Origin of the sequence: Nonomuraea mangrovi, from assembly GCF_042681425.1 — a bacterium.
In the GTDB taxonomy this organism is placed as follows: domain Bacteria; phylum Actinomycetota; class Actinomycetes; order Streptosporangiales; family Streptosporangiaceae; genus Nonomuraea; species Nonomuraea mangrovi.
In genome coordinates this window covers 3,121-21,286 of record NZ_JBHUFV010000026.1, presented here as the reverse complement: position 1 = coordinate 21,286, position 18,166 = coordinate 3,121, and the positions used below count along the sequence as shown (strand labels likewise).

The following is an 18,166-nucleotide window of genomic DNA, read 5'->3' as shown; positions in this document are numbered from 1 at the left end:
CCCTCGGCCGACGGTCTCGCCTGCCGCAGGCCGGCCTGCATCCAGTCACGCGCCGGGGTCGTCGACGCAGAAGATCCACCAACCGGTCCGTGGGGCGGGGACTCGGGACGGCCTGGCGGATGGCGGTCGCCGAACCGCGGATCGCGGACGAGACGATCGCTTATGCGCTCGCGCGTCTCGGCCATGTTCGATCTCATCGCAGGCTGGTGGACTGGAGCCATGACGAACAACACCACCATCCTCGTCCTTGGAGCCACCGGCAAGACGGGTCGCCGCGTGGCGGAACGCCTGAAGGCCATGGGCCGCGACGTGCGCGCCGGCTCCCGCCCCGACTTCGACTGGGAGGACAGCAGCACCTGGGCGCCGATCGTGCGCGACGTCCATGCCGTCTACATCACCTACTATCCCGACCTGGCCTTCCCCGGCGCCTTGGACCGCATCCGCCGATTCACCGCGCTGGCCGTACAGTCCGGAGTGCGCCGTCTGGTGCTGCTGTCGGGCCGTAACGAGGAACTGGCCCAGCAGGCCGAGCAGGTCGTACTGGGCTCCGGCGTCGAGGCCACGATCGTGCGCTGCAGCTGGTTCATGCAGAACTTCAGCGAGGGCTGGCTGCTCGACCCGGTGCTGAGCGGCACGATCGCGCTGCCCGCCGGGGACGTGACCGAGCCCTTCGTGGACGTCGAGGACATCGCCGACGTGGCCACCGCCGCCCTCACAGAGGACGGGCACGCAGGCAAGGTGTACGAGCTCACTGGGCCGCGCCTGCTCTCCTTCGCCGATGCCGCCGCGGAGATCTCCGCCGCAAGCGGGCGCGAGGTGGCCTACGCACCGGTCACCCCCGAGGAGTTCGCCGAGGGCGCACGAGCGGCGGGCCTGCCGGAGGACGAGATCGTCGGCCTCAACGCGCTGTTCGCCGAGGTGCTCGACGGCCGCAACGAGAGCCTCGCCGACGGAGTGCGGCAGGCGCTGGGCCGGCCGGCGCGCGACTTCACCCAGTACGCCAAGGACGCTGCCGACGCCTGGCGCGCCTGAGCCGCGCAGGGAGTGCGGACCGGGTGATTCCTCCCCTGCCCGCACCCGGCGGTCAGGCCTTCTTCTCCGGTACCCCAGCAGCAGGGCGGAGGTGTAGCCGATGGGTCACCGCGCTGCTCCGGGAGGGTGGCGCGGTGTTGACGGTGGCGGTCGCCCTGACGTGGAGGGCGGTGGCGGAGGAGACGGTCATGGGGGTGCCTCCCGGCTCAGAGGGTGACGACGGCGCCGGTCAGGCGGGCGCGTTCGGCGGCGAAGACGACGCGGTGGCTGTCCACGCTCTCCCGGATGCCGGAGCGGATCAGTTCGGGGCGGCCCTGGTGGAGGGCGTCGACGAAGGAGCGGGTGAGGCTCTCGTCGCCGCCGGCGTGTCCCTCGGCGGCGGACGATCCGTCCGCTGAGGTGTCCCAGGTGGTCGTCTTCTCCGACGCGAAGTCGTAGATGTGGATGAGGCGGCCGTCGCCGGTCAGCTGGCCGGCCGTACCGAAGATCTTGGTGTGCCGGTCCGCCTCGATCGTGGGCGCCTTCGTCGCCGACCTGGCCACCGGCGTGGCGGCCACCGTACTGACCGTCGATCCCCAGCTCGTCGTCATCGGCGGCGGCCTGTCCCAGGCCGGAGACCTGCTGGCCGAGCCGCTGCGAGCCGAGCTGGCCCGGCTGTGCCTCTTCCCTGTGCAGGTCGAGACCTCGATCCTGGGCGACGAGTCGGTGGCCATGGGCGCGGTGCGGCTGGCGCTGGACCGGGTCGAGGAGGAGCTGTTCAGCGTGGCGGAGAGCTGATCGCAGCACCTCCCCCGGCGCCGTCCGTCCAGGCGCTAGTCGCCCAGGCGGGGCGCGTACGTGGCGTGGAAGACGAGTGAGGCCGCGCCGATCGCGGCGGCGTCGTCCGCGATCGGCGAGGTGTGCACGCGTACGGCGTGCAGCCGCCTGGCCAGCGACCTGGTCGACACGGCCCGCGCGATCACCTCGCGGTAGATCTCCGCGACCTCCCTGAGCGCGGGCCCGCCGAGCACGAGCAGGTCGATGTCGAGCATGTTGACCACGCTCACGGCGGCGTCGGCCAGCCGTCCCGCCACCCGCTCGATCACCCGCCGCGCCCCGGGCTCCCCCGCGGCGGCGGCCGCGCAGATGACGTCATGGGGGATGTGCCCGCCCATGAGGGCCTCGATGGCGCTCGGGCAGCAGACCGCCTCCACGCAGCCCCGATTGCCGCAGTAGCACTCGGGCCCGTCGGGCTCGACCGTGATGTGCCCGAACTCGGCCGCGTTCAGCGACCGCCCCCGATACACCTGGTTATCCAGAAATATCCCACCACCTATCCCCGTCCCCAGATACAGGTAGGCGAAGCTGGGTGTGATACGGGCGATTCCCGCCCACCGCTCGCCGATGGCCGCAGCGGTGGCGTCGTTGTCCACGGTCACCGGGAACCGCGTGTACTCGTGCAGCAGCGCCTTGATCGGTACCTGATCCCACCCGGGCAGCCTGGGTGGGGACACCATCACGCCGCTCTCGTCCAGCGGCCCAGGACAGGCCAGCCCCACGCCGAGCACCTTGCGGTCGGCCACCTCGGCCTCACGCAGGATTCGCCTCGCCGCCCTGGCCATCTGCCGTACCACCGACTCCGGCTCGAGCCCGGGACGCACGGGAAGGCGCAGCCGCGCGACAGGCCGCCCGGCCAGGTCGGCCAGGACGCACGAGATCTCCTTGGGATCGAAGTGCACCCCGACCGCGTACCCGGCGCCGGGATCCACCCGCAGTATGGTGCGCGGCTTGCCGCCTCTGGACGGCATGGAACCGTCCTCGACGACGAGCCCCTCCTCCAGCAGCCTGCGCACGATCACGGACACGGTCTGCGCGGTCAGCCTGGTGCGGGCGGCGAGCTGCACCCGGCTGATGCCGTCGGACGCCTGGATGGCCTCCAGCACCACGGCCCGGTTGTAGGTGCCCACCTTGGGCAGGTTCGTGCCCAGTCGCATGTGAGCCATGTCACCACAGAGTGTTGACTTAGTAAATCAAAAAGATTTACGGTCACCGCAAACCCAAGGAAACGTGGGGAGAGCGTGATGAAACGTACGCTGACCGGTTGCCTCCTCCTCTTGACTGCGGTCGCCGGGTGCGGCGCCGACACCTCGCAGAACGCCCCAGGTGCCAAGGAACTCGAGGTCCTCTACAAGGTCGAGCCGACGTGGCCACATCTGGAGCGGATGCTCGGCGATGCGAAGAAGCAGTACGAAGCCGCCCACCCGGGCATGAAGATCAAGCTCACACCCGTCCAGGGCAACAACGAGGCGTACTACACGAAGCTGGCCCTGCTCAACCGCTCCCCCGACTCGGCGCCCGACCTCTACTACCACGACACGTTCCAGGTCAACGCGGACGTCGCGGCCGGCAAACTGGCCCCGCTCGACGACTACCTGGCCACGTGGCCGGACTGGAGCACCCAGTTCCCCGATTCGGTCAAGCAGGCCGCCAAGGGCGGCGACGGCAAGATCTACGGCGTGCCGATCAGCACGGACACGCGCGGCCTCTGGTATCACAAGGACGTCTTCGCCAAGGCCGGGCTCCCGGTCCCATGGGAGCCGAAGACCTGGAACGACGTGCTGACGGCGGCCCGTACGATCAAGCAGAAGGCCCCGGGCGTCGTCCCCTTCAGCATGTACTCCACGAAGGTCCACGGCGAGGCCTCGACCATGCAGGGCTTCGAGATGCTCCTGTACGGCACGCCGGGCGGCACCCTCTACGACGAGACGCAGAAGAAGTGGGTGGCCGGAGGCAAGAACTTCACCGACGCGCTGACCTTCGTCAACACCGTCTACCGCGAGGAGCTCGGCCCGAAGCAGGCCGACGCCCACAACGCCAAGCTTGGTGACAAGGTGACCTTGGAGTGGTTCCCCAAGGCCGGACTCGGCATCTCCCTCGACGGCGCGTGGGCAAGCTCGGCCTGGAAGCCGACCGGCACGAAGCCGTGGCCCGAGTGGACGCAGAAGATCGGCTGGACGCGCATGCCGACGCAGAACGGCGAGGCGCCGGGCGCGGTCAGCATGTCGGGCGGCTGGGTCATGGCGATGAGCGCGTACACGAAGAACAAGCGGGAGGCGTTCGACTTCATCACCACGGCCACGAACAAGGACAACTCCATGACGTACTCGGTCGGCACGGGCGACCTGGCGCCGCGCAAGGACGTGGCCGCCGACCCGAAGTACAGCGCCGACAACCCGAGCGTCACGTTCTGGACCGACCTTGCCGCCGTCACCCACTACCGGCCGGCGTACGAGGCGTACCCGAAGGTGTCCACCCAGGTCCAGGAGGCCATGGAGGCGGTCACGACGGGCTCCCAGACCCCTGAGGAGGCCTCCGCGAACTACGCCAAGGCGCTGCCGGCCGCCGTCGGAGGCCCTGACAAGGTCCTGGCTCGATGACGATCACCACCGCCCCGTCCCATCCCGTGACGAGCCACCCGGTACGCGGCTCGTCACGGGGTGGCGCCCTCCGCTGGCTCCTCCCCCTGGCCCCCGCCCTCGTCCTGCTCGCCCTCTTCCTGGCGGGGCCGATCCTCTGGAGCGTCTACATAGCCTTCACCAACGAGACGCTGACAGGCTCGGCCTCGGTTCATTCGCAGTTCGTCGGCTTGGGCAATTTCGTCAAGCTCTTCGGCGACCCGAACTTCCTGAACTCGTTCCTGCTCACGTTCGTCTTCGTCATCGGCTCGGCGGTGATCGGCCAGAACACCCTGGGTTTGATCATCGCGCTGCTCCAGCGTGGCCGCGCCCGCGTGACGCGCGGCATCGTCAACGGCGTGGTGATAGCCGCCTGGGTGGTGCCGGAGGTCGTGGCCGCGGCCTGCTGGTTCTCGTTCCTCGCCGACGAGGGCACCCTGAACACGGTCCTCGGCATCTCCCAGGAATGGCTCTACACGGCGCCCATGCTGGCGGTCATCCTCGCCAACATCTGGCGCGGCACGGCCTTCTCCATGCTCGTCTACTCGGCCGCCCTCTCAGAGGTCCCCGCCGACCTGCTGGAGTCCGCCGCGGTGGACGGCGCCGGCCTCGGCCGCCGCCTCCTCCACATCACGCTCCCGCTGATCCGCCGCTCCATCATGGCCAACCTCATGTTGATCACCCTGCAGACGCTGGCGAGCTTCGGGCTCATCTACGCGCTGACGGGCGGCGGTCCAGGTGCGGCCAGCCAGACGACGCCGCTGTACATGTACGAGCAGGCGTTCCGCTATTTCGAGATCGGTTACGGCTCGGCGATCGCCCTGGTGATGCTGGTGATCGGTGCGCTGTTCTCCTTGGTCTACCTGCGCCTGATCAAGGTGGAGGACGCATGAGCAGGCTCGCGGCTCGCGCTGCGGCGTCGCTGTCACTCGCGCTCATCACTCTGGCCTTCGTCGGCCCCTTCCTCTGGGTCCTGATCGCCGCGTTCCAGCCGGAGGCGACCTTGGCCGCCCAGCCGACGCCCACCTTCTCCCTGGACAACTTCAGGGCAGTCCTGACCTGGGAAACGATCATCCTTCCGTTGATCAACTCGATCGTCATCTCGGGCGCCACGGCCGTCCTGACCGTTGTCGTAGCCGGCTTGGCCGCATACCCGCTGTCGCGCTACCAACTGCGCTACCGCCGCCACTTCATGCTGACGCTCCTGTTCACCACGGGCCTGCCGGTCACGGCGATCCTCGTGCCCGTTTACGCGATGTTCTTCCGCTTCAACCTGTACGGCTCCGTACCGGCGATGGTCCTGTTCCTGACGGCGAGCTCGCTGCCCTTCTCGATCTGGATGATGAAGAACTTCATGGACGGAGTGCCGGTGAGCCTGGAGGAGGCCGCCTGGGTGGACGGGGCGGGCTGGTTCCGATCGCTGACGGCGGTGGTGGGCCCCTTGATGGCCCCCGGGATCGCCGTCGTGGCCATCTTCGTCTTCGTCGGCCAATGGGGGAACTTCTTCGCCCCCTTCGTCCTCCTGGACACCCCGGAAAAGCAACCGGCGGCGGTGACCGTCTACACGTTCTTCTCCCAGTACGGCCAGGTGGCCTACGGCCAGCTGGCCGCGTTCTCGATCCTGTACACCGCGCCGGCCGTGGTCCTCTACGTGGCGGTCAACAAATACCTGGCCGGCTCCTTCAGCTTCGCCGGCTCGGTCAAGGGCTGAGTCGAAGATCGCAGCGCATGACGAGGACCGCCGGAAGGAGCCGTTCCGTGTCGGCCGTCGACGGGGCTGGAACGGGAGGCCCTGCTAGTCGGCGGACGGGCCCACTGCCACCGTGGCCAGGTCGAACTCCGCGACGATGTCGGTGCAGGTGCCGTGTTCCCCCATGACGCACAACGCGAGGGTGCGATAGGCCGCGGTGAAGACCTTTGCGGGCGGTAGGAGCGCGGGGCCGGGCCGCTGGTCGCGGTGCTGGAACCGGGTGACGGTGATGTGCGGGCGAAAGAGCTCGCCGACCTCGTCATAGCCATAGCGGTCGAGATTGGCGCGGGCGACGGATGAGGCGGTGAGCAGGAGGTCGGCCAGGGCCCGCCCGACCGGGTCACGCTGTCGAAGGCCGGTGCGCAACGGGTTCATCGCGGCCACGACATCCTCCTGCAGCCGCGTGATCGCGTCGGTCTTGTCGTAGAACAGCTCGAACATGCCGTGCTCGTTGCCGGCGAAGTGGCTGGCTTCGAGAACGAACTCCGGCGTCCGCACGCTGATGGCGTGAAGCCGGTTGATCGCCTCATCCCGTTGGCTCGCCGTGAAGTTGGCCATGTAGAGCGACAGGTGTGGGTAGACACCCTTGTCTCGCAGGACGAACTCGGTGCCGTACAGGTCGGCCAGCTGTTGACTCAGATGGATCGATCGCGCGTTGACCTCTGACGCAGGCAGGAGAACCACGTCATAAACCGGAAGATCGCCCATGGCAGCCGAGTGTAGGGAATGGCCCGGGAGTCGGCCAGATCCGATCACGGACAACATGATCCGACCGTGCTTTCCCTCCCGGCTGGATCAGGATCGTCCGCTGGTCACCGGACCCCGGCCCGCCGACCCCGCCGCGTGGATCCTCGACGCGGCGGAGTCGAACCTGACGTCGCCGGCCATGCCGGCATCGCCCTGACCGCGGCCGGTGCGAACAGCAGGGGCCGAACCACGATGTGCCGGGAATTCACACCGAGGTCGTCGACGGCGCTCAGTACGCGGAAGGGCAGCCGCGCACGCCGTAGGCCAGGAACTGGGTGACCTCGCGGTCGTCGAAGTTGTCGTCGGAGCCGATCACCAGCGTGCACTCGCCGCTCCTGAGCCGCGGCCCCCAGGCGAGGCTCTCCAGGTTCTGCGTCGGTTGCCGCTGCGTGCCGAGGTCGAGCAGGAGCCGCTTGCCGACGGGGCGGTACGGCCCGCCGGTCGTCAGGCTGTTCCTGCGCAGCACGTTCGTGGCCGGCCGCAGGTCGATCTCGTACAGCCTGACCTCGTAGCCGACGCCCTCGATCCAGGAGCGCTCCAGCGAGAGGTAGCTGTCGTCGTCGATGGCCAGGATCTCCGAAACCCCGCTGTCGGTGTGGCCGGTCGGCGGGATCGGCGCCGCGGGCAGCGGGTCGATCGGATAGGCGTACTGCGCGAGCGGACGGCCGCCGCGGCTCCACACGGTGATGCGGGCCGGTGCTCCCCTTTCAACGGTCGGCGGCTGCCCGTCCTCGAAGCGCGGCCCTTCGACGACGGCGGCGATGGTGCGGGGGGCGAAGGTCAGTCCCTCGAAGCCGAAATTACGCCGGGGGCCGCGCGAGGTGCGGGTCAGTCGCAGATTACGCGGGATCGGCAGCGCGCCGATAGTCCGCCCGTCCGTGTCTGCCCAGCGGACGAAAAGATCGGAGACCGGAATATCGGGGTTTCTCTCGTCAGGCCGATCCCCTTCATGACCCCAGAGGAGCCTGCCGCTCCACCGGTCGTAGCGAATGGTTTCGGGATCGGCGGACTCGGGCAGGCCGTAGGCCGGATACGGGCTCCCGTCGGAGCGCAGCAAGGTGGTGGCCCCGTCGATGTGAACCCCGGTGAACGCGCCGGTCGCCGGATCGATGTCCAGCCGTCCGGTGTAGAAACGAGCCGGCTGGTAACGCCAGCGGTCGTCGGAGATGAAGTACCACGTGCCGGTGCGCGGGTCACGGTCGATGCCGGACAGGCCGCCGAGAGTGGTGCCCTCGACCTCCATCTTGTGCGGCAGGCGCTGCTCGCCGAGGAAACGGGTGATCCTCAGCTCGGCCTGCGGATCGGCGGCGGCCGAGGCCGGCGCCGCGTCGACGACGGCGAAACTCATCACCGCCGCACATGCGACAACGATTCTTCCGATTTTCCGTGAATTGCGCACGCGATTCTCCCCCATCCCTGAAAGTGGACGGAATTATGAGACCGCGAATTCGCGTGAATGTCCACGCGGATTTAATTGCTAATTCCGGATTGCGGTAATTCGAGAAGCGAAAAGGGCCACACTGTGGCCGCCGATACCCGGACAAGCCGCCACCGTCGGACGGCGGCGAGCAGGCCGCCGCTTCCCAGAAAGGGAAGCTCCGATGGCCACATGCCTGGCCGCGTGCGGCGGCACGGCAGGTGATCTGCTCGGGGGCGCCTGGTTCGTGGAGTGATCTGGTTAACAGTTCTGTACGCCAGATATGGGGGATGATCACGCTATGGCATTGTCGACGGCGTTCACGACATTGTTCGGTGTGCGGCACCCGATCGCCCTGGCGCCGATGGGCGGGTCGGCCGGTGGCGCGCTGACAGCGGCCGTCTCTCGCGGCGGCGGGCTCGGACTGCTGGGTGCCGGGAACGGCGATCGGGACTGGATGGCCCGCGAGCTGCCGATCGTCGCGCAGGGCACCGAGAAGCCGTGGGGTGTCGGCTTCCAGAGCTGGGCGATCGATGGCGACGCGATCGAGCGGGCACTGGAGTACGGCCCACGGGCGGTGATGCTGTCCTTCGGCGACCCGAGCCCGTTCACCGAACGCATCCGCCAGGCAGGAGCGGCGCTGATCCTCCAGGTCACCGACCTGGAGGAGGCCAGGCAGGCGGTGGACCTGGGCGCCGACGTCATCGTGGCGCAGGGGACCGAGAGCGGTGGGCATGGCGCGCGGCGCGGACGGTCCACGTTGCCCTTCGTGCCCATCGTGGTGGACCTGGCGGCACCGGTGCCGGTGCTGGCGGCCGGAGGGATCGCCGACGGCCGCGGCGTGGCCGCCGCCCTGGCGCTGGGTGCCGCCGGGGCACTCATCGGCACCCGCTTCCAGGCCACGGCCGAGACCCTGCTCGCCCCCTCGATCGCCGCGGCGATCGTCGCAGGGCGCGGGCAGGACACCGAGCGCAGCAGCATCCTGGACATCGCACGAGGCTCCCGGTGGCCGGCGAAATACCCGGCCCGCACGCTGGGCCACCCCTACCTCGATCACTGGCGTGGTCGGGAGGCCGAACTGGCCGCGGACCCCGATGCCAGGCAGGCCTACCAGGACGGCGTGGCGCGCGGCGACCTGCCTCCGCTGCCGGTGTGGGCCGGCGAGGCCGTGGACCTCATCACCGACCTGCCGCCCGCGGCCGACCTGGTCGCCACTCTGGCCAGGCAGGCCGAGGACGCCCTGGCCCGAGCGGGCAGGCACTGACCGCGACGCTCTGCCATGAGCGGCGACCGTCAGGCTCTCCTGCCTGACGCCTCGACCGTCCCGTCACGGGTCGGCCGCGTCGGCCACTCCCCGCCGAGCCCGTCGAACGTCCGTGTTCGCCGGCTCGGCGCAGAACGGCGAGCCATGGCCTCACCGGCGATCTGCATCTGAGAGAAGAGCCAGGGTCGCTTTTTGGGTGTTTTGTCCATCGATGTCAACCCTTGAGAAGTTACTGTGCGTTACTTAAGGTAGCGAATCGTCACGGCCGGTAATGATGGCGATTGCGTACGAACGTGCACGTCCCTTCCAGCGAAAGGCGCCTTCATGGTCGTCAAGAGCGTCCCGACAGGTACGCAGTTGATCACCCATTCCGTCAGCGGCCGCTACGTCACCCCCGAAGGAAACCACGATCTGGACCTTCAGGTCCGGCTCTGGCGCGCGGCCCCCACGACCTCGGTCAAGACAGCCATGTGGGAGATCATCCCGCAGGCCTCCGAGGGGAACCATCACCTGGTCCGCATCAAGAACGCCGGCTACAACCGCTGCCTGACCCTCAAGGAGGTCAAGCAGCGCGCGCCCGTCATGTTCGCCGAACGCGACGATGACGACGACAACCAGCTCTGGCTCATCATCCACGCCGACCCGGCCCAAGCCGACTTCCTCATCGCCTCTCCCAAGAAGCCCAACCTCGTGATGGCCCCCAGAGAGGGCCACCAGGATGTGGAAGCCCTCCTCGAGATGGAGGAGCAGGGCCCGTGGACGGACCAGTTCTGGCGCTGGCGCGTCCCGCGCACCTGACCCGCGGGCCCGTCAGGAGATCAGTCCCTGACCGGCCATGAAGGGCGTGAAGCCGCCCCTCTTAGGCAGGCTTCACGCCCCTGCGCCGACGCCCACCCCTCAGACCCGTCAACCGCACGCGTCCTTACGCAGGCTTCACGCCCCTGCGCCGGCGCCCACCCCTCAGACCCGTCAACCGCACGCGTCCTTACGCAGGCTTCACGCCCCTGCGCCGGCGCCCACCCCCCAGACCCGTCAACCGCACGCGTCGCCGGGAAAGGTCAGGCGCGCGAGCATGGCGGTTGCCCGGCGCCTCACGCGGGCAGGAGATCGGCGGTGGGCACCACCAGGCCGAACAGGTCGCCGATCGTGGCCAGGGCCGCGTCGTGCAGGGTGTCGGCGGACAGCAGCGCGCCGTCGGGGCCGGAAAGCGGGCGGGTGGCGCAGGCGTCGGCGACGACGGTGGGGCGGTAGCCGAGGTTGAACGCTCCCTGTGCGGTGAAAGCGACGCACATGTGCGTCATGAAGCCCGCCAGGATCAGATCGGGGCCGGCGTTCAGGTCCGTCAGGATCTTGTGCAGGTCGGTCTGGTGGAAGGCGTCGGGGAACGTCTTGACCACGACCGGTTCACCGTCGCGCGGAGCGACCTGTGAGCTGATGGCGCCGATCTCGGCCCGAACGTCGTAGGGGGTGTCGCGACCGCCGTCGTTGACGACGTGGATGACGTGGGCTCCGGCGGCGCGGGCGCGTTCCAGCAGGCGGGCTCCGGCCGTAAGAGCCCGATCGGCGCCAGGCAGGGCCATGACGCCGGTGCGGTAGGTGTTCTGGTAGTCGATCAGGACCAGAGTCGCGTCGGCCAGGCGCGCCAGGTCGGCAGGCAGGCCGATGACCTGGCGGAGGGTGGGCGAGGCGGTGGTGCTCATGGCGGGATTCCTTTCGGTTTTCGGGCAGGCTCGCGCCGCCGCGGGTGTGCGGCGAACGAGGTGAAGGGGTCAGGCCATCGTGTGGAATCGGCGGCGGTAGGAGCCAGGGCCGGTGCCCAGGCGGCGTCGGAACGCGCGGTGGAGGGTCTCCACCGAGCCGAGCCCACTGTCGGCCGCGATCTGCGGCAACGACAGGTCGGTGGTCTCCAGCAGCCGTCGCGCCACCTCCACCCGGGCGGACTCGATGTAGGCGGCCGGCGTGGTGCCGGTCTGCTGCCGGAACACGCGGGTGAACTGGCGTTGACTCAGCCCCATCCGAGCCGCCAGCTCCGTGGTGGTGAGCTCCTCGGCGAGGTGCTCGGCGATCCACAGGCGCAGGTCGTCGATGTCGCGGCGGCCGGAGGCGGCATGGGCCAGGGGGACGCTGAACTGGCTCTGACCGCCCTGGCGTTTGAGGTACATCACCAGTTCGCGAGCCACCGCCAGAGCCGTCTCCTCGCCATGGTCCTCAGCCACCAGAGCGAGGGTCAGGTCCAGGCAGGCGCTGATGCCCGCGCCCGTCCACACCCGGCCGCTGGACCGCACGAAGATCGGGTCGGGGTCGACCGTGACGTTCGGGTGGTCGGCGGCCAGTTGCGCGGCGGTGGACCAGTGGGTGGTGGCGGTCAGGCCGTCCAACAGCCCGGCCTCGGCCAGGATGTGCGCGCCGACGCACACCGACGCCACGCGTCGGGTGGACGGAGCAGTCCGCCGCACCCATGCCACCACCTCGGAGTCCGTCAGGGCGCGCGGCCCATCAGGCGTGACGTCCACGGCACCGGGGACCAGCAGGGTGTCCACCTGGTCGCCGACCTCGTCGAACCTCAGGTCGGCGACCAGGCGCACCCCGGCGGCCGTGGTGACGTGTCCGCCATGGGGGCCGGCGAGCCGCACGTCGTACAGCGCGCGGCCACCGATCCGGTTGGCCAGGGCGAACACCTCGGCCGGGCCGGTGACATCGAGCAGGTCGACGTTCGGGAAGAGCGCGATGACGACGCGGTGCGCAGCGGACATGATCTGATTGTCGCCAACCGCGCAGCGTGACCGCAACGACAGTTATCTGTCACATACGGACATCACCGCAGCTCCATGAGCATGGCGTCGGCGAACTCCCTGCACTCGCCGTCGGCCGGGTTGCGGATCGCCGATGACCGGCCCGGGCAAGTCCACTGGTAGCCTCCCGGGCCATGTCGACCACGAATACCCCTCTGTACGTGGCTGCTGACGTCCACGGTCATCGCTCCGAGTTCCGCGAAGCGCTCCGCGACTCGGGAATTGTCGACGGCCAGGGACGGTGGTCCGGGGGCAACGCCCGGCTGTGGCTGCTCGGCGACTATGTCGATCGCGGTCCGGATGGTGTCGGCGTCATCGAGGATGTCCAGAGGCTGGCAGGTGAGGCGACGGCCGCCGGCGGCGAAGTAGGGGCGCTGCTGGGCAACCACGAGGTGCAACTACTCGCCGCTCACCGTTTCGGCGCCGCGCCCGTCGCAGGATGGGATGAACCCGGCGGCTTCCGAGGCGGCTGGGCGCGCTTCGGCGGCTGCGAGGAGGACCTGCGTCGGCTCTCCCCGAAGCACATCGCCTGGATAGCCGATCTGCCCGCGGTCGCGCTCGTCGACGACTACCTCCTCATCCACTCCGACACTGTTCGCTACCTGGAGTTCGGATCGACCGTCGCGGACATCAACACCGCCGTGTCCACCACCCTGAACTGCTCGGACCCCGCCGTGTGGCTTGAGTTCTGTGGCCGCATGAGCGACCGGGGGGCGTTCCGCGACGCCGAGTCCGCGCATGCGGACGATCCCGTATCGGTCATGCTGCGCACGCTGGGCGGCGACGTGCTCGTGCACGGGCACAGCACGCTCACGAAGTACTTCGGCGTGGCCCCCGAGGACGTCCGGGACGTGGTGAGGTACGCCGATGGCCGGGTCGTCGGCATCGACGGCGGAGTCTACGAGGGAGGCCGTATCCTGCTGACCCGCCTTGGCTGAATTGACGCTTGAGTCTGTTGGTCGCGCACGCCGCCGGGTGACGCTGCCGAACCGGGCGGTCGGCCGACGGCGCCTGGACGAACCAAGGCCCGGTCAGTCCGGAAAGAGGGTGCGCAGGGCGAGGTCGGCGACCTCGCGGAGCTCCTGGCGCGTACGGCCCGCGGCCGCCTGGACCGCGATGCCGTCGGAGATGGTGTGGACGAGCCGGGCCAGGGTGGCCGGGTCGTGGCCGGAAGGCAGGTCGGGAGCTCGCTCAAGGCGCCGGCGAAGGGCCGCCTCCCCCGCCATCCGACGGGCCAGGGCCAGCTCGCGGACGGGGGCGGCGTCGGGTCCGCATGCGTGGACGGTGCTCACATTCAGGCAGCCAGGGGGCGTGCGCGGTCCGGCAGTCAGCTCGACGGCCCCATGGATCAGGCGCTCGACGACCTCCTGGACGGTGGCCGCCGCCAGAGCCTCGCCCGCGAACGCTCCGGGACCGCCGACGTAGCGGTCGAGCGCCTTGGCGACGCCGTGTGCCTGCAGGGTTGCCACTCGCCGGACGCGCGGTTCGTCGCGGACCTGGTCGCCGACGGGAGGATCGGCCGCCTGGAGTCGGCGATCATGGTGGCCTCCGGCGGTCCGCTGGGCGGGGCAAGCATCTCCCCCGAACTCGCGTGGAGCACCGAACCCGCGGGCGGCACGTCGGTACTGACGATCATGGCAGGTCATTTCCTGCCGACGCTGGAGCAGATGGCGGGCCGTCTGGTGGAGGTGACGGCAAGACTTCCCCGCTTCCACGACCGGGTGCCTACATGCACTGGACCGACTGGGACATCCGGTCCGGCGGCGAGCGGGTCGCCGTCCCTGACACGTACCGGACGGTTCCCTTCGACCCGGCGGCCGGACCGGTGGCCAACGTGGCGGGGCTCTACCAGGAGATCGCCCGGGCGCTCGCCGAGGGGCGCCCCGCGTACCCCGACTTCCACGCCGCCGCGCGCCATCACCGGGTACTCGCGGCGATCGAGCGCGCCGCGGAGAGCGGCGGCACCGAGCAGGTCTCATGACGGGCGCTCAGTGCGCTGGTCGACCCCCGCTCACCCTGCGATGAATACCGGTGACACCCCGCGGCCTCGGAGCGGCTTGGACCCGACGGCGGCACGAGAGGAGCGCAGGGGTTCCGGCCTCCGGCGCGCACCGCGCACGCCGGAGGCCGGAAGTGTGCTGCCGGTCAGCTCGGGTTGAGCTCGTTCTTCCAGATCTCACGCTCGTCGCGGCGCGGGTCGTGGACGATGACGTTGTCCGGCTTGTTGTCGCGGTAGAAGGTCATCACCGGGCGTTCGGTGGTGTTGTAGGGAGCCCACTGGCCGAGCTCACCGGTCTTGACGAACTCGACCCAGCGTCCGTGCAGGGCGTCCGCGAGACCCTGAGGCGGGTTCGGACCGGTGAACTCCGCGCTGTCGGGATTGTCGAGCGTGTCCCACGCAAAGGGGAGCGGAAGGCTGTGGCAGGCGCCCAGCTTGACGCGGAGGGTGTTGGGCGTGGTGGGTGACCGCCAGCCGAACTCGAAGACGTGGGTGGTGGCAGGCGCCTCGCCGCGAGCCTCGGCGACGCGGTAGGTGGGGATGCGGAACATGCGGTCGGTCAACGTCGCGCAGGCGATGCCGGAGGGAGCGTTGCGGACGTACGGCTCGACGCTGGTCTCGGCGTAGCGGTCGTAGAAACCGGCCGGGGCACCGTAGACCTCGGTCCTGGTCCTGAACGGCGCCGCACCTGGCCAGCCCACCATGGGAGTGGGAACGACGAAGGTCCTGAACTCCTCGACCGTGGTGCCGATCAGCAGCGGCACGTCAGCGCCCCGGCCGTCGGCGATGGCCTCGATCGGCAGTTGCGGAACCACCTCGCCGTCGATCACCGGCATGAACGACATGCCGCACGAGGCGATGGTGCTCGCACCGTACCGCTCGGGGTCGGCGCTGGAGGTGACGTCGTCGCTCACCTCGCCCTGCGCCGCTATCAGGGCGGCGGTGTCCACCGCGGCGAGCGCCTGGGCGGTCGGCTCCACACCCAGCCGGGTGGCGACGGCGGCGGTGATCAGCGCGGCGTCCTCGAGGGTCTGGCCGATGTGCGCGGTGCCGCTTTCGACGATGGCCTGGTGGAACAGCTCCCGGCCGAGGGACAGCAGGGTCAGCACGCTCATCGCGCCGGCGGACTCGCCTGCCACGGTGACGTTGCCGGGGTCGCCGCCGAAGCCGGCGATGTTGTCCCGCACCCACTCCAACGCGCAGATCTGGTCGAGCAGGCCGCGGTTGGCCGGCACCGGGGCGTCTTCGATGTAGGCGAAGCCGTCCACCCCGAGGCGGTAGTTGATGGTGACGCAGACGATGCCGTCGCGGGCGAAGGTGGCGCCGTCGTAGGTCGTCACCGCGGAGGAGCCGGTGGTGAACGCGCCGCCGTGGATCCACACCAGCACCGGCATCGCGGCGTCGGTATCGGTGGCGCTGGTCCACACGTTCAGGTTGAGGTAACCGTCCCCGGGGATGACCGGGTTGCGGAACAGCTCGCCGAGTTTCCCCTTGAGCGGCGGCTGCGGCGGGGTCGGCCCGAACTCGTGAGCGGGCAGCGGTGCAGTCCATGTGTCGGGCGGCACGGGCGCGCCGAACCTGTTCGGCCCGACGGGAGCGGCGGCATAGGGGATCCCGCGGAAGGACGCGATCCCGTTGTCGATCAGCCCCGATACCGGGCCATAGGCGGTCGGAACCTCAACGGTGGTGGGCGACATGACACTCCTCGGCCGGGACAGGGCGGTGCACGCTCGCACAGGGCCGGCCGTCCCCCCGAGCATCGTCCAGGCCGCCAGCTGCGGCCAGGCATCACGCCATTACCCACCGTGACGCACGTTCATCTCGGAGTGCCGAAAATGATGATCTATGGTTGCGCGGTCTTTCCACGGAGGTGGTGCGCACCCCGTCGTGGTCGACGTGCCAGGGTCCAGGGCCCGTGACCGGATGGCACAGTTGGGGGCGACCGTGGCCAGGAAGGCTCATGGGACAGGGGGCGGCGGGGCGGGTGCGTCGGCTGCGGCGTTGGCGTAGCGGCGGGCCAGGTGCGCGAAGGCGTCCTTCAACTCGGCCGGGCCGAGGACCTCGATGTCGGCGTCGAACCTGCCGATGCCGGCGGCCAGGCCGGGCCATGACCACGAGCCCAGGACGAGTCGGCAGCGGTTCGGGCCGAGTTCCTCGACGACTCCGTCGTGGGCGTAGCGGGACACGGCGGCGGCGGGCAGGTGCAGGATCACCTCGCCGCGGCAGGGCCAGTCGCCGGCGCCGCCGGAGCCCATGAACCTGGCGGCCACGAAGGCGGCCACCTCGCCTCCAGGCAGCTCACGCGGGGTGAAGCGGGGTCCTGTGGGGGTGCGCGGGGTCATCCGATCGACACGGAAGGTGCGCCAGTCCTCGCGGTCGAGGTCCCAGGCGACGAGGTACCAGCGCCCGCCCCAGGTGACGAGGTGATGCGGCTGCACCCGGCGCGGTGGGGCCGGCACGCCGTCGTCGTCCACCCCGGGTGCGGGGGTGTAGTCGAAGCGCAGCACCTCATGGGCGTGGACGGCGGCGCTGAGTGCCGTGAGCACGCTGCTGTCGACCTGGGGGTTCGGTCGGATCGTGGGCCGCTCGACGGCGCTGACCTGGAGGGTGTCGATCCTGCGGCGCAGCCGTACGGGCATGACCTGCCGGATGGTGTTCAGCGCGCGCGCCGCGGCTTCCTCGATGCCGGCACCGGTGGTGGTGGCGATCTGGAGCGCGATGGCCAGAGCGACGGCCTGCTCGTCGTCGAACAGCAAGGGGGGCAGCTCCGTGCCCGCGTCGAGCCGGTAGCCACCGTCGGGCCCCTTGAAGGCCACGATGGGATAGCCGAGCTCGCGCAGGCGGTCGACATCGCGGCGCACGGTGCGCGGGCTGACGTCCAGCCGCTCGGCCAGCAGCGCCCCCGGCCAGTCCCGGCGCGCCTGGAGGAGCGAGAGCAACGACAGCAGTCGCGCTGAAGTCTTCGGCATGGTCCCCATATTGCCCTGAGAAGCGGACACTCCCTGGCCGCTTCCCCTGCGACCGTAGTCGCGTGCCGACGACAACCCGAAGGGCCCGAACCCCGTGACCGCCACCACCACGCCCCCTTCCTCCCTCGACGCCGAGCGGGGCGACCTGCTCGGCGAGCGCCCGACGGTCGGCGCGCTGTGCCTGGGCGGGCTGATCAAGCATGTCGCGTCCATCGAGGAAGGGTGGATGCGCTTCGTGGCCGAGGGCCCGTCGGCGATGCGCTACGACCTGCCCGACGGTGTCACCTGGGCCGACCTCGCGGCCGGTACCGCACGTGAGGTCCCGCAGTGGGCGATCGACCATCAGAGCGACTTCCGGATGCTGCCGGGCGAGACGCTTGCCGGGGTTCTCGCGCGTTACGAGCGGGTCGCCGCCCGTGGCAGAAGCCGGTGACCGTTCTCGACACCCGGGCGCTCAACCGCGCGACGCTCGCCCGGCAGTTGCTGCTCGACCACGCCGACGTGCCGGTCCTCGACGCTGTGGCGCACCTGTGCGGCCTGCAGGCGCAGGAACCGCAGGAGCCTTTCGTCGGGCTCTGGTCGCGGCTGCGCGCGTTCGACCCGGCGGTGCTCTCGGACCTGCTGATCCGGCGGAGCGTGGTGCGAACCCACCTCATGCGCCGCACCGTCCATCTCGTCACCGCCGACGACGTCCTGGCCTGGCGGGCCCGCCATGACCTCATGCTGCGCCAACGGGTGCTCGGGACCTACCGCCGCGAGCTC

20 protein-coding genes are annotated in these 18,166 nt (G+C 69.8%); 11 read left to right on the top strand and 9 right to left on the bottom strand.

What is annotated here, in order from left to right; translation table 11 throughout:
* Positions 1-219 precede the first annotated feature (219 nt).
* Positions 220-1,032, top strand: a complete 813-nt coding sequence (locus tag ACFSKW_RS17225; RefSeq protein ID WP_379573261.1) for a Rossmann-fold NAD(P)-binding domain-containing protein — start codon at positions 220-222, stop codon at positions 1,030-1,032.
* Between the two features lie 206 nt (positions 1,033-1,238).
* Here ACFSKW_RS17225 and ACFSKW_RS17220 read toward each other — a convergent pair whose 3' ends face one another.
* Positions 1,239-1,589: a hypothetical protein gene (locus tag ACFSKW_RS17220; protein WP_379573260.1), complete on the bottom strand. Its 351-nt coding sequence runs from the start codon at positions 1,587-1,589 to the stop codon at positions 1,239-1,241.
* On the opposite strand from ACFSKW_RS17220, the gene ACFSKW_RS17215 reads away from it, so the two are divergent.
* The gene (locus tag ACFSKW_RS17215; protein WP_379573259.1) at positions 1,579-1,809 is read left to right on the top strand and encodes an ROK family protein; all 231 of its coding nucleotides are present in this window, start codon (positions 1,579-1,581) and stop codon (positions 1,807-1,809) included. The two genes, ACFSKW_RS17220 and ACFSKW_RS17215, sit on opposite strands and share 11 nt — an antisense overlap.
* 35 nt (positions 1,810-1,844) lie before the next feature.
* On the opposite strand, the gene ACFSKW_RS17210 is transcribed toward ACFSKW_RS17215, so the two are convergent.
* Entirely contained in the window at positions 1,845-3,014 is a 1,170-nt protein-coding gene (locus ACFSKW_RS17210) for an ROK family transcriptional regulator (protein WP_379573258.1), read from the bottom strand.
* 111 nt (positions 3,015-3,125) lie between these two features.
* Here ACFSKW_RS17210 and ACFSKW_RS17205 point away from each other — a divergent pair, with 111 nt between their 5' ends.
* From ACFSKW_RS17205 to ACFSKW_RS17195, 3 genes are read left to right on the top strand one after another with little or no spacing between them, the layout of a single operon-like run.
* Positions 3,126-4,448 (top strand): extracellular solute-binding protein, encoded by a 1,323-nt coding sequence (locus ACFSKW_RS17205; protein ID WP_379573257.1) that lies wholly within the window; start codon positions 3,126-3,128, stop codon positions 4,446-4,448.
* Entirely contained in the window at positions 4,445-5,359 is a 915-nt protein-coding gene (locus tag ACFSKW_RS17200; protein WP_379573256.1) for a carbohydrate ABC transporter permease, read from the top strand. Before ACFSKW_RS17205 ends, ACFSKW_RS17200 begins: the two co-directional genes overlap by 4 nt.
* Complete coding sequence (locus ACFSKW_RS17195) at positions 5,356-6,177, top strand: carbohydrate ABC transporter permease (protein WP_379573255.1); 822 nt, start codon at positions 5,356-5,358, stop codon at positions 6,175-6,177. Before ACFSKW_RS17200 ends, ACFSKW_RS17195 begins: the two co-directional genes overlap by 4 nt.
* A gap of 84 nt (positions 6,178-6,261) precedes the next feature.
* Here ACFSKW_RS17195 and ACFSKW_RS17190 read toward each other — a convergent pair whose 3' ends face one another.
* The gene (locus tag ACFSKW_RS17190; RefSeq protein ID WP_379573254.1) at positions 6,262-6,924 is read right to left on the bottom strand and encodes a DUF1045 domain-containing protein; all 663 of its coding nucleotides are present in this window, start codon (positions 6,922-6,924) and stop codon (positions 6,262-6,264) included.
* 268 nt (positions 6,925-7,192) lie between these two features.
* On the bottom strand, positions 7,193-8,311 hold the full coding sequence (locus ACFSKW_RS17185; protein WP_379573253.1) for an esterase-like activity of phytase family protein: 1,119 nt from the start codon (positions 8,309-8,311) through the stop codon (positions 7,193-7,195).
* 370 nt (positions 8,312-8,681) lie between these two features.
* Between ACFSKW_RS17185 and ACFSKW_RS17180 the strand changes: the two genes are divergently transcribed.
* A complete protein-coding gene (locus tag ACFSKW_RS17180; protein WP_379573252.1) occupies positions 8,682-9,644 on the top strand; it encodes an NAD(P)H-dependent flavin oxidoreductase in 963 nt (320 codons plus the stop codon).
* 324 nt (positions 9,645-9,968) lie between these two features.
* Entirely contained in the window at positions 9,969-10,442 is a 474-nt protein-coding gene (locus ACFSKW_RS17175) for a hypothetical protein (protein ID WP_379573251.1), read from the top strand.
* 293 nt (positions 10,443-10,735) lie between these two features.
* On the opposite strand, the gene ACFSKW_RS17170 is transcribed toward ACFSKW_RS17175, so the two are convergent.
* Both ACFSKW_RS17170 and ACFSKW_RS17165 read right to left on the bottom strand, forming a co-directional pair.
* Positions 10,736-11,344 carry a cysteine hydrolase family protein gene (locus tag ACFSKW_RS17170; RefSeq protein WP_379573250.1) on the bottom strand — a complete coding sequence of 203 codons (609 nt, stop codon included), beginning with the start codon at positions 11,342-11,344 and terminating at the stop codon, positions 10,736-10,738.
* Between the two features lie 69 nt (positions 11,345-11,413).
* Positions 11,414-12,397, bottom strand: coding sequence for a GlxA family transcriptional regulator (locus tag ACFSKW_RS17165; RefSeq protein WP_379573249.1), 984 nt, complete (start codon positions 12,395-12,397; stop codon positions 11,414-11,416).
* Positions 12,398-12,570: 173 nt separating this feature from the next.
* Here ACFSKW_RS17165 and ACFSKW_RS17160 point away from each other — a divergent pair, with 173 nt between their 5' ends.
* Positions 12,571-13,374 carry a metallophosphoesterase gene (locus ACFSKW_RS17160; protein ID WP_379573248.1) on the top strand — a complete coding sequence of 268 codons (804 nt, stop codon included), beginning with the start codon at positions 12,571-12,573 and terminating at the stop codon, positions 13,372-13,374.
* Between the two features lie 93 nt (positions 13,375-13,467).
* On the opposite strand, the gene ACFSKW_RS17155 is transcribed toward ACFSKW_RS17160, so the two are convergent.
* Positions 13,468-13,905 (bottom strand): hypothetical protein, encoded by a 438-nt coding sequence (locus tag ACFSKW_RS17155; RefSeq protein WP_379573247.1) that lies wholly within the window; start codon positions 13,903-13,905, stop codon positions 13,468-13,470.
* A 260-nt stretch (positions 13,906-14,165) separates the two neighbouring features.
* Between ACFSKW_RS17155 and ACFSKW_RS17150 the strand changes: the two genes are divergently transcribed.
* Entirely contained in the window at positions 14,166-14,417 is a 252-nt protein-coding gene (locus ACFSKW_RS17150; RefSeq protein WP_379573246.1) for a hypothetical protein, read from the top strand.
* Positions 14,418-14,581: 164 nt separating this feature from the next.
* On the opposite strand, the gene ACFSKW_RS17145 is transcribed toward ACFSKW_RS17150, so the two are convergent.
* On the bottom strand, positions 14,582-16,132 hold the full coding sequence (locus tag ACFSKW_RS17145) for a carboxylesterase/lipase family protein (protein ID WP_379573245.1): 1,551 nt from the start codon (positions 16,130-16,132) through the stop codon (positions 14,582-14,584).
* 261 nt (positions 16,133-16,393) lie between these two features.
* Positions 16,394-17,404, bottom strand: a complete 1,011-nt coding sequence (locus tag ACFSKW_RS17140; RefSeq protein ID WP_379573244.1) for a helix-turn-helix transcriptional regulator — start codon at positions 17,402-17,404, stop codon at positions 16,394-16,396.
* A gap of 94 nt (positions 17,405-17,498) precedes the next feature.
* On the opposite strand from ACFSKW_RS17140, the gene ACFSKW_RS17135 reads away from it, so the two are divergent.
* The gene (locus ACFSKW_RS17135) at positions 17,499-17,837 is read left to right on the top strand and encodes a mycothiol transferase (protein WP_379573243.1); all 339 of its coding nucleotides are present in this window, start codon (positions 17,499-17,501) and stop codon (positions 17,835-17,837) included.
* A partial coding sequence (locus ACFSKW_RS17130; RefSeq protein ID WP_379573242.1) for a DNA glycosylase AlkZ-like family protein occupies positions 17,834-18,166 on the top strand: 333 nt, incomplete at its 3' end. The genes ACFSKW_RS17135 and ACFSKW_RS17130, both read left to right, overlap by 4 nt.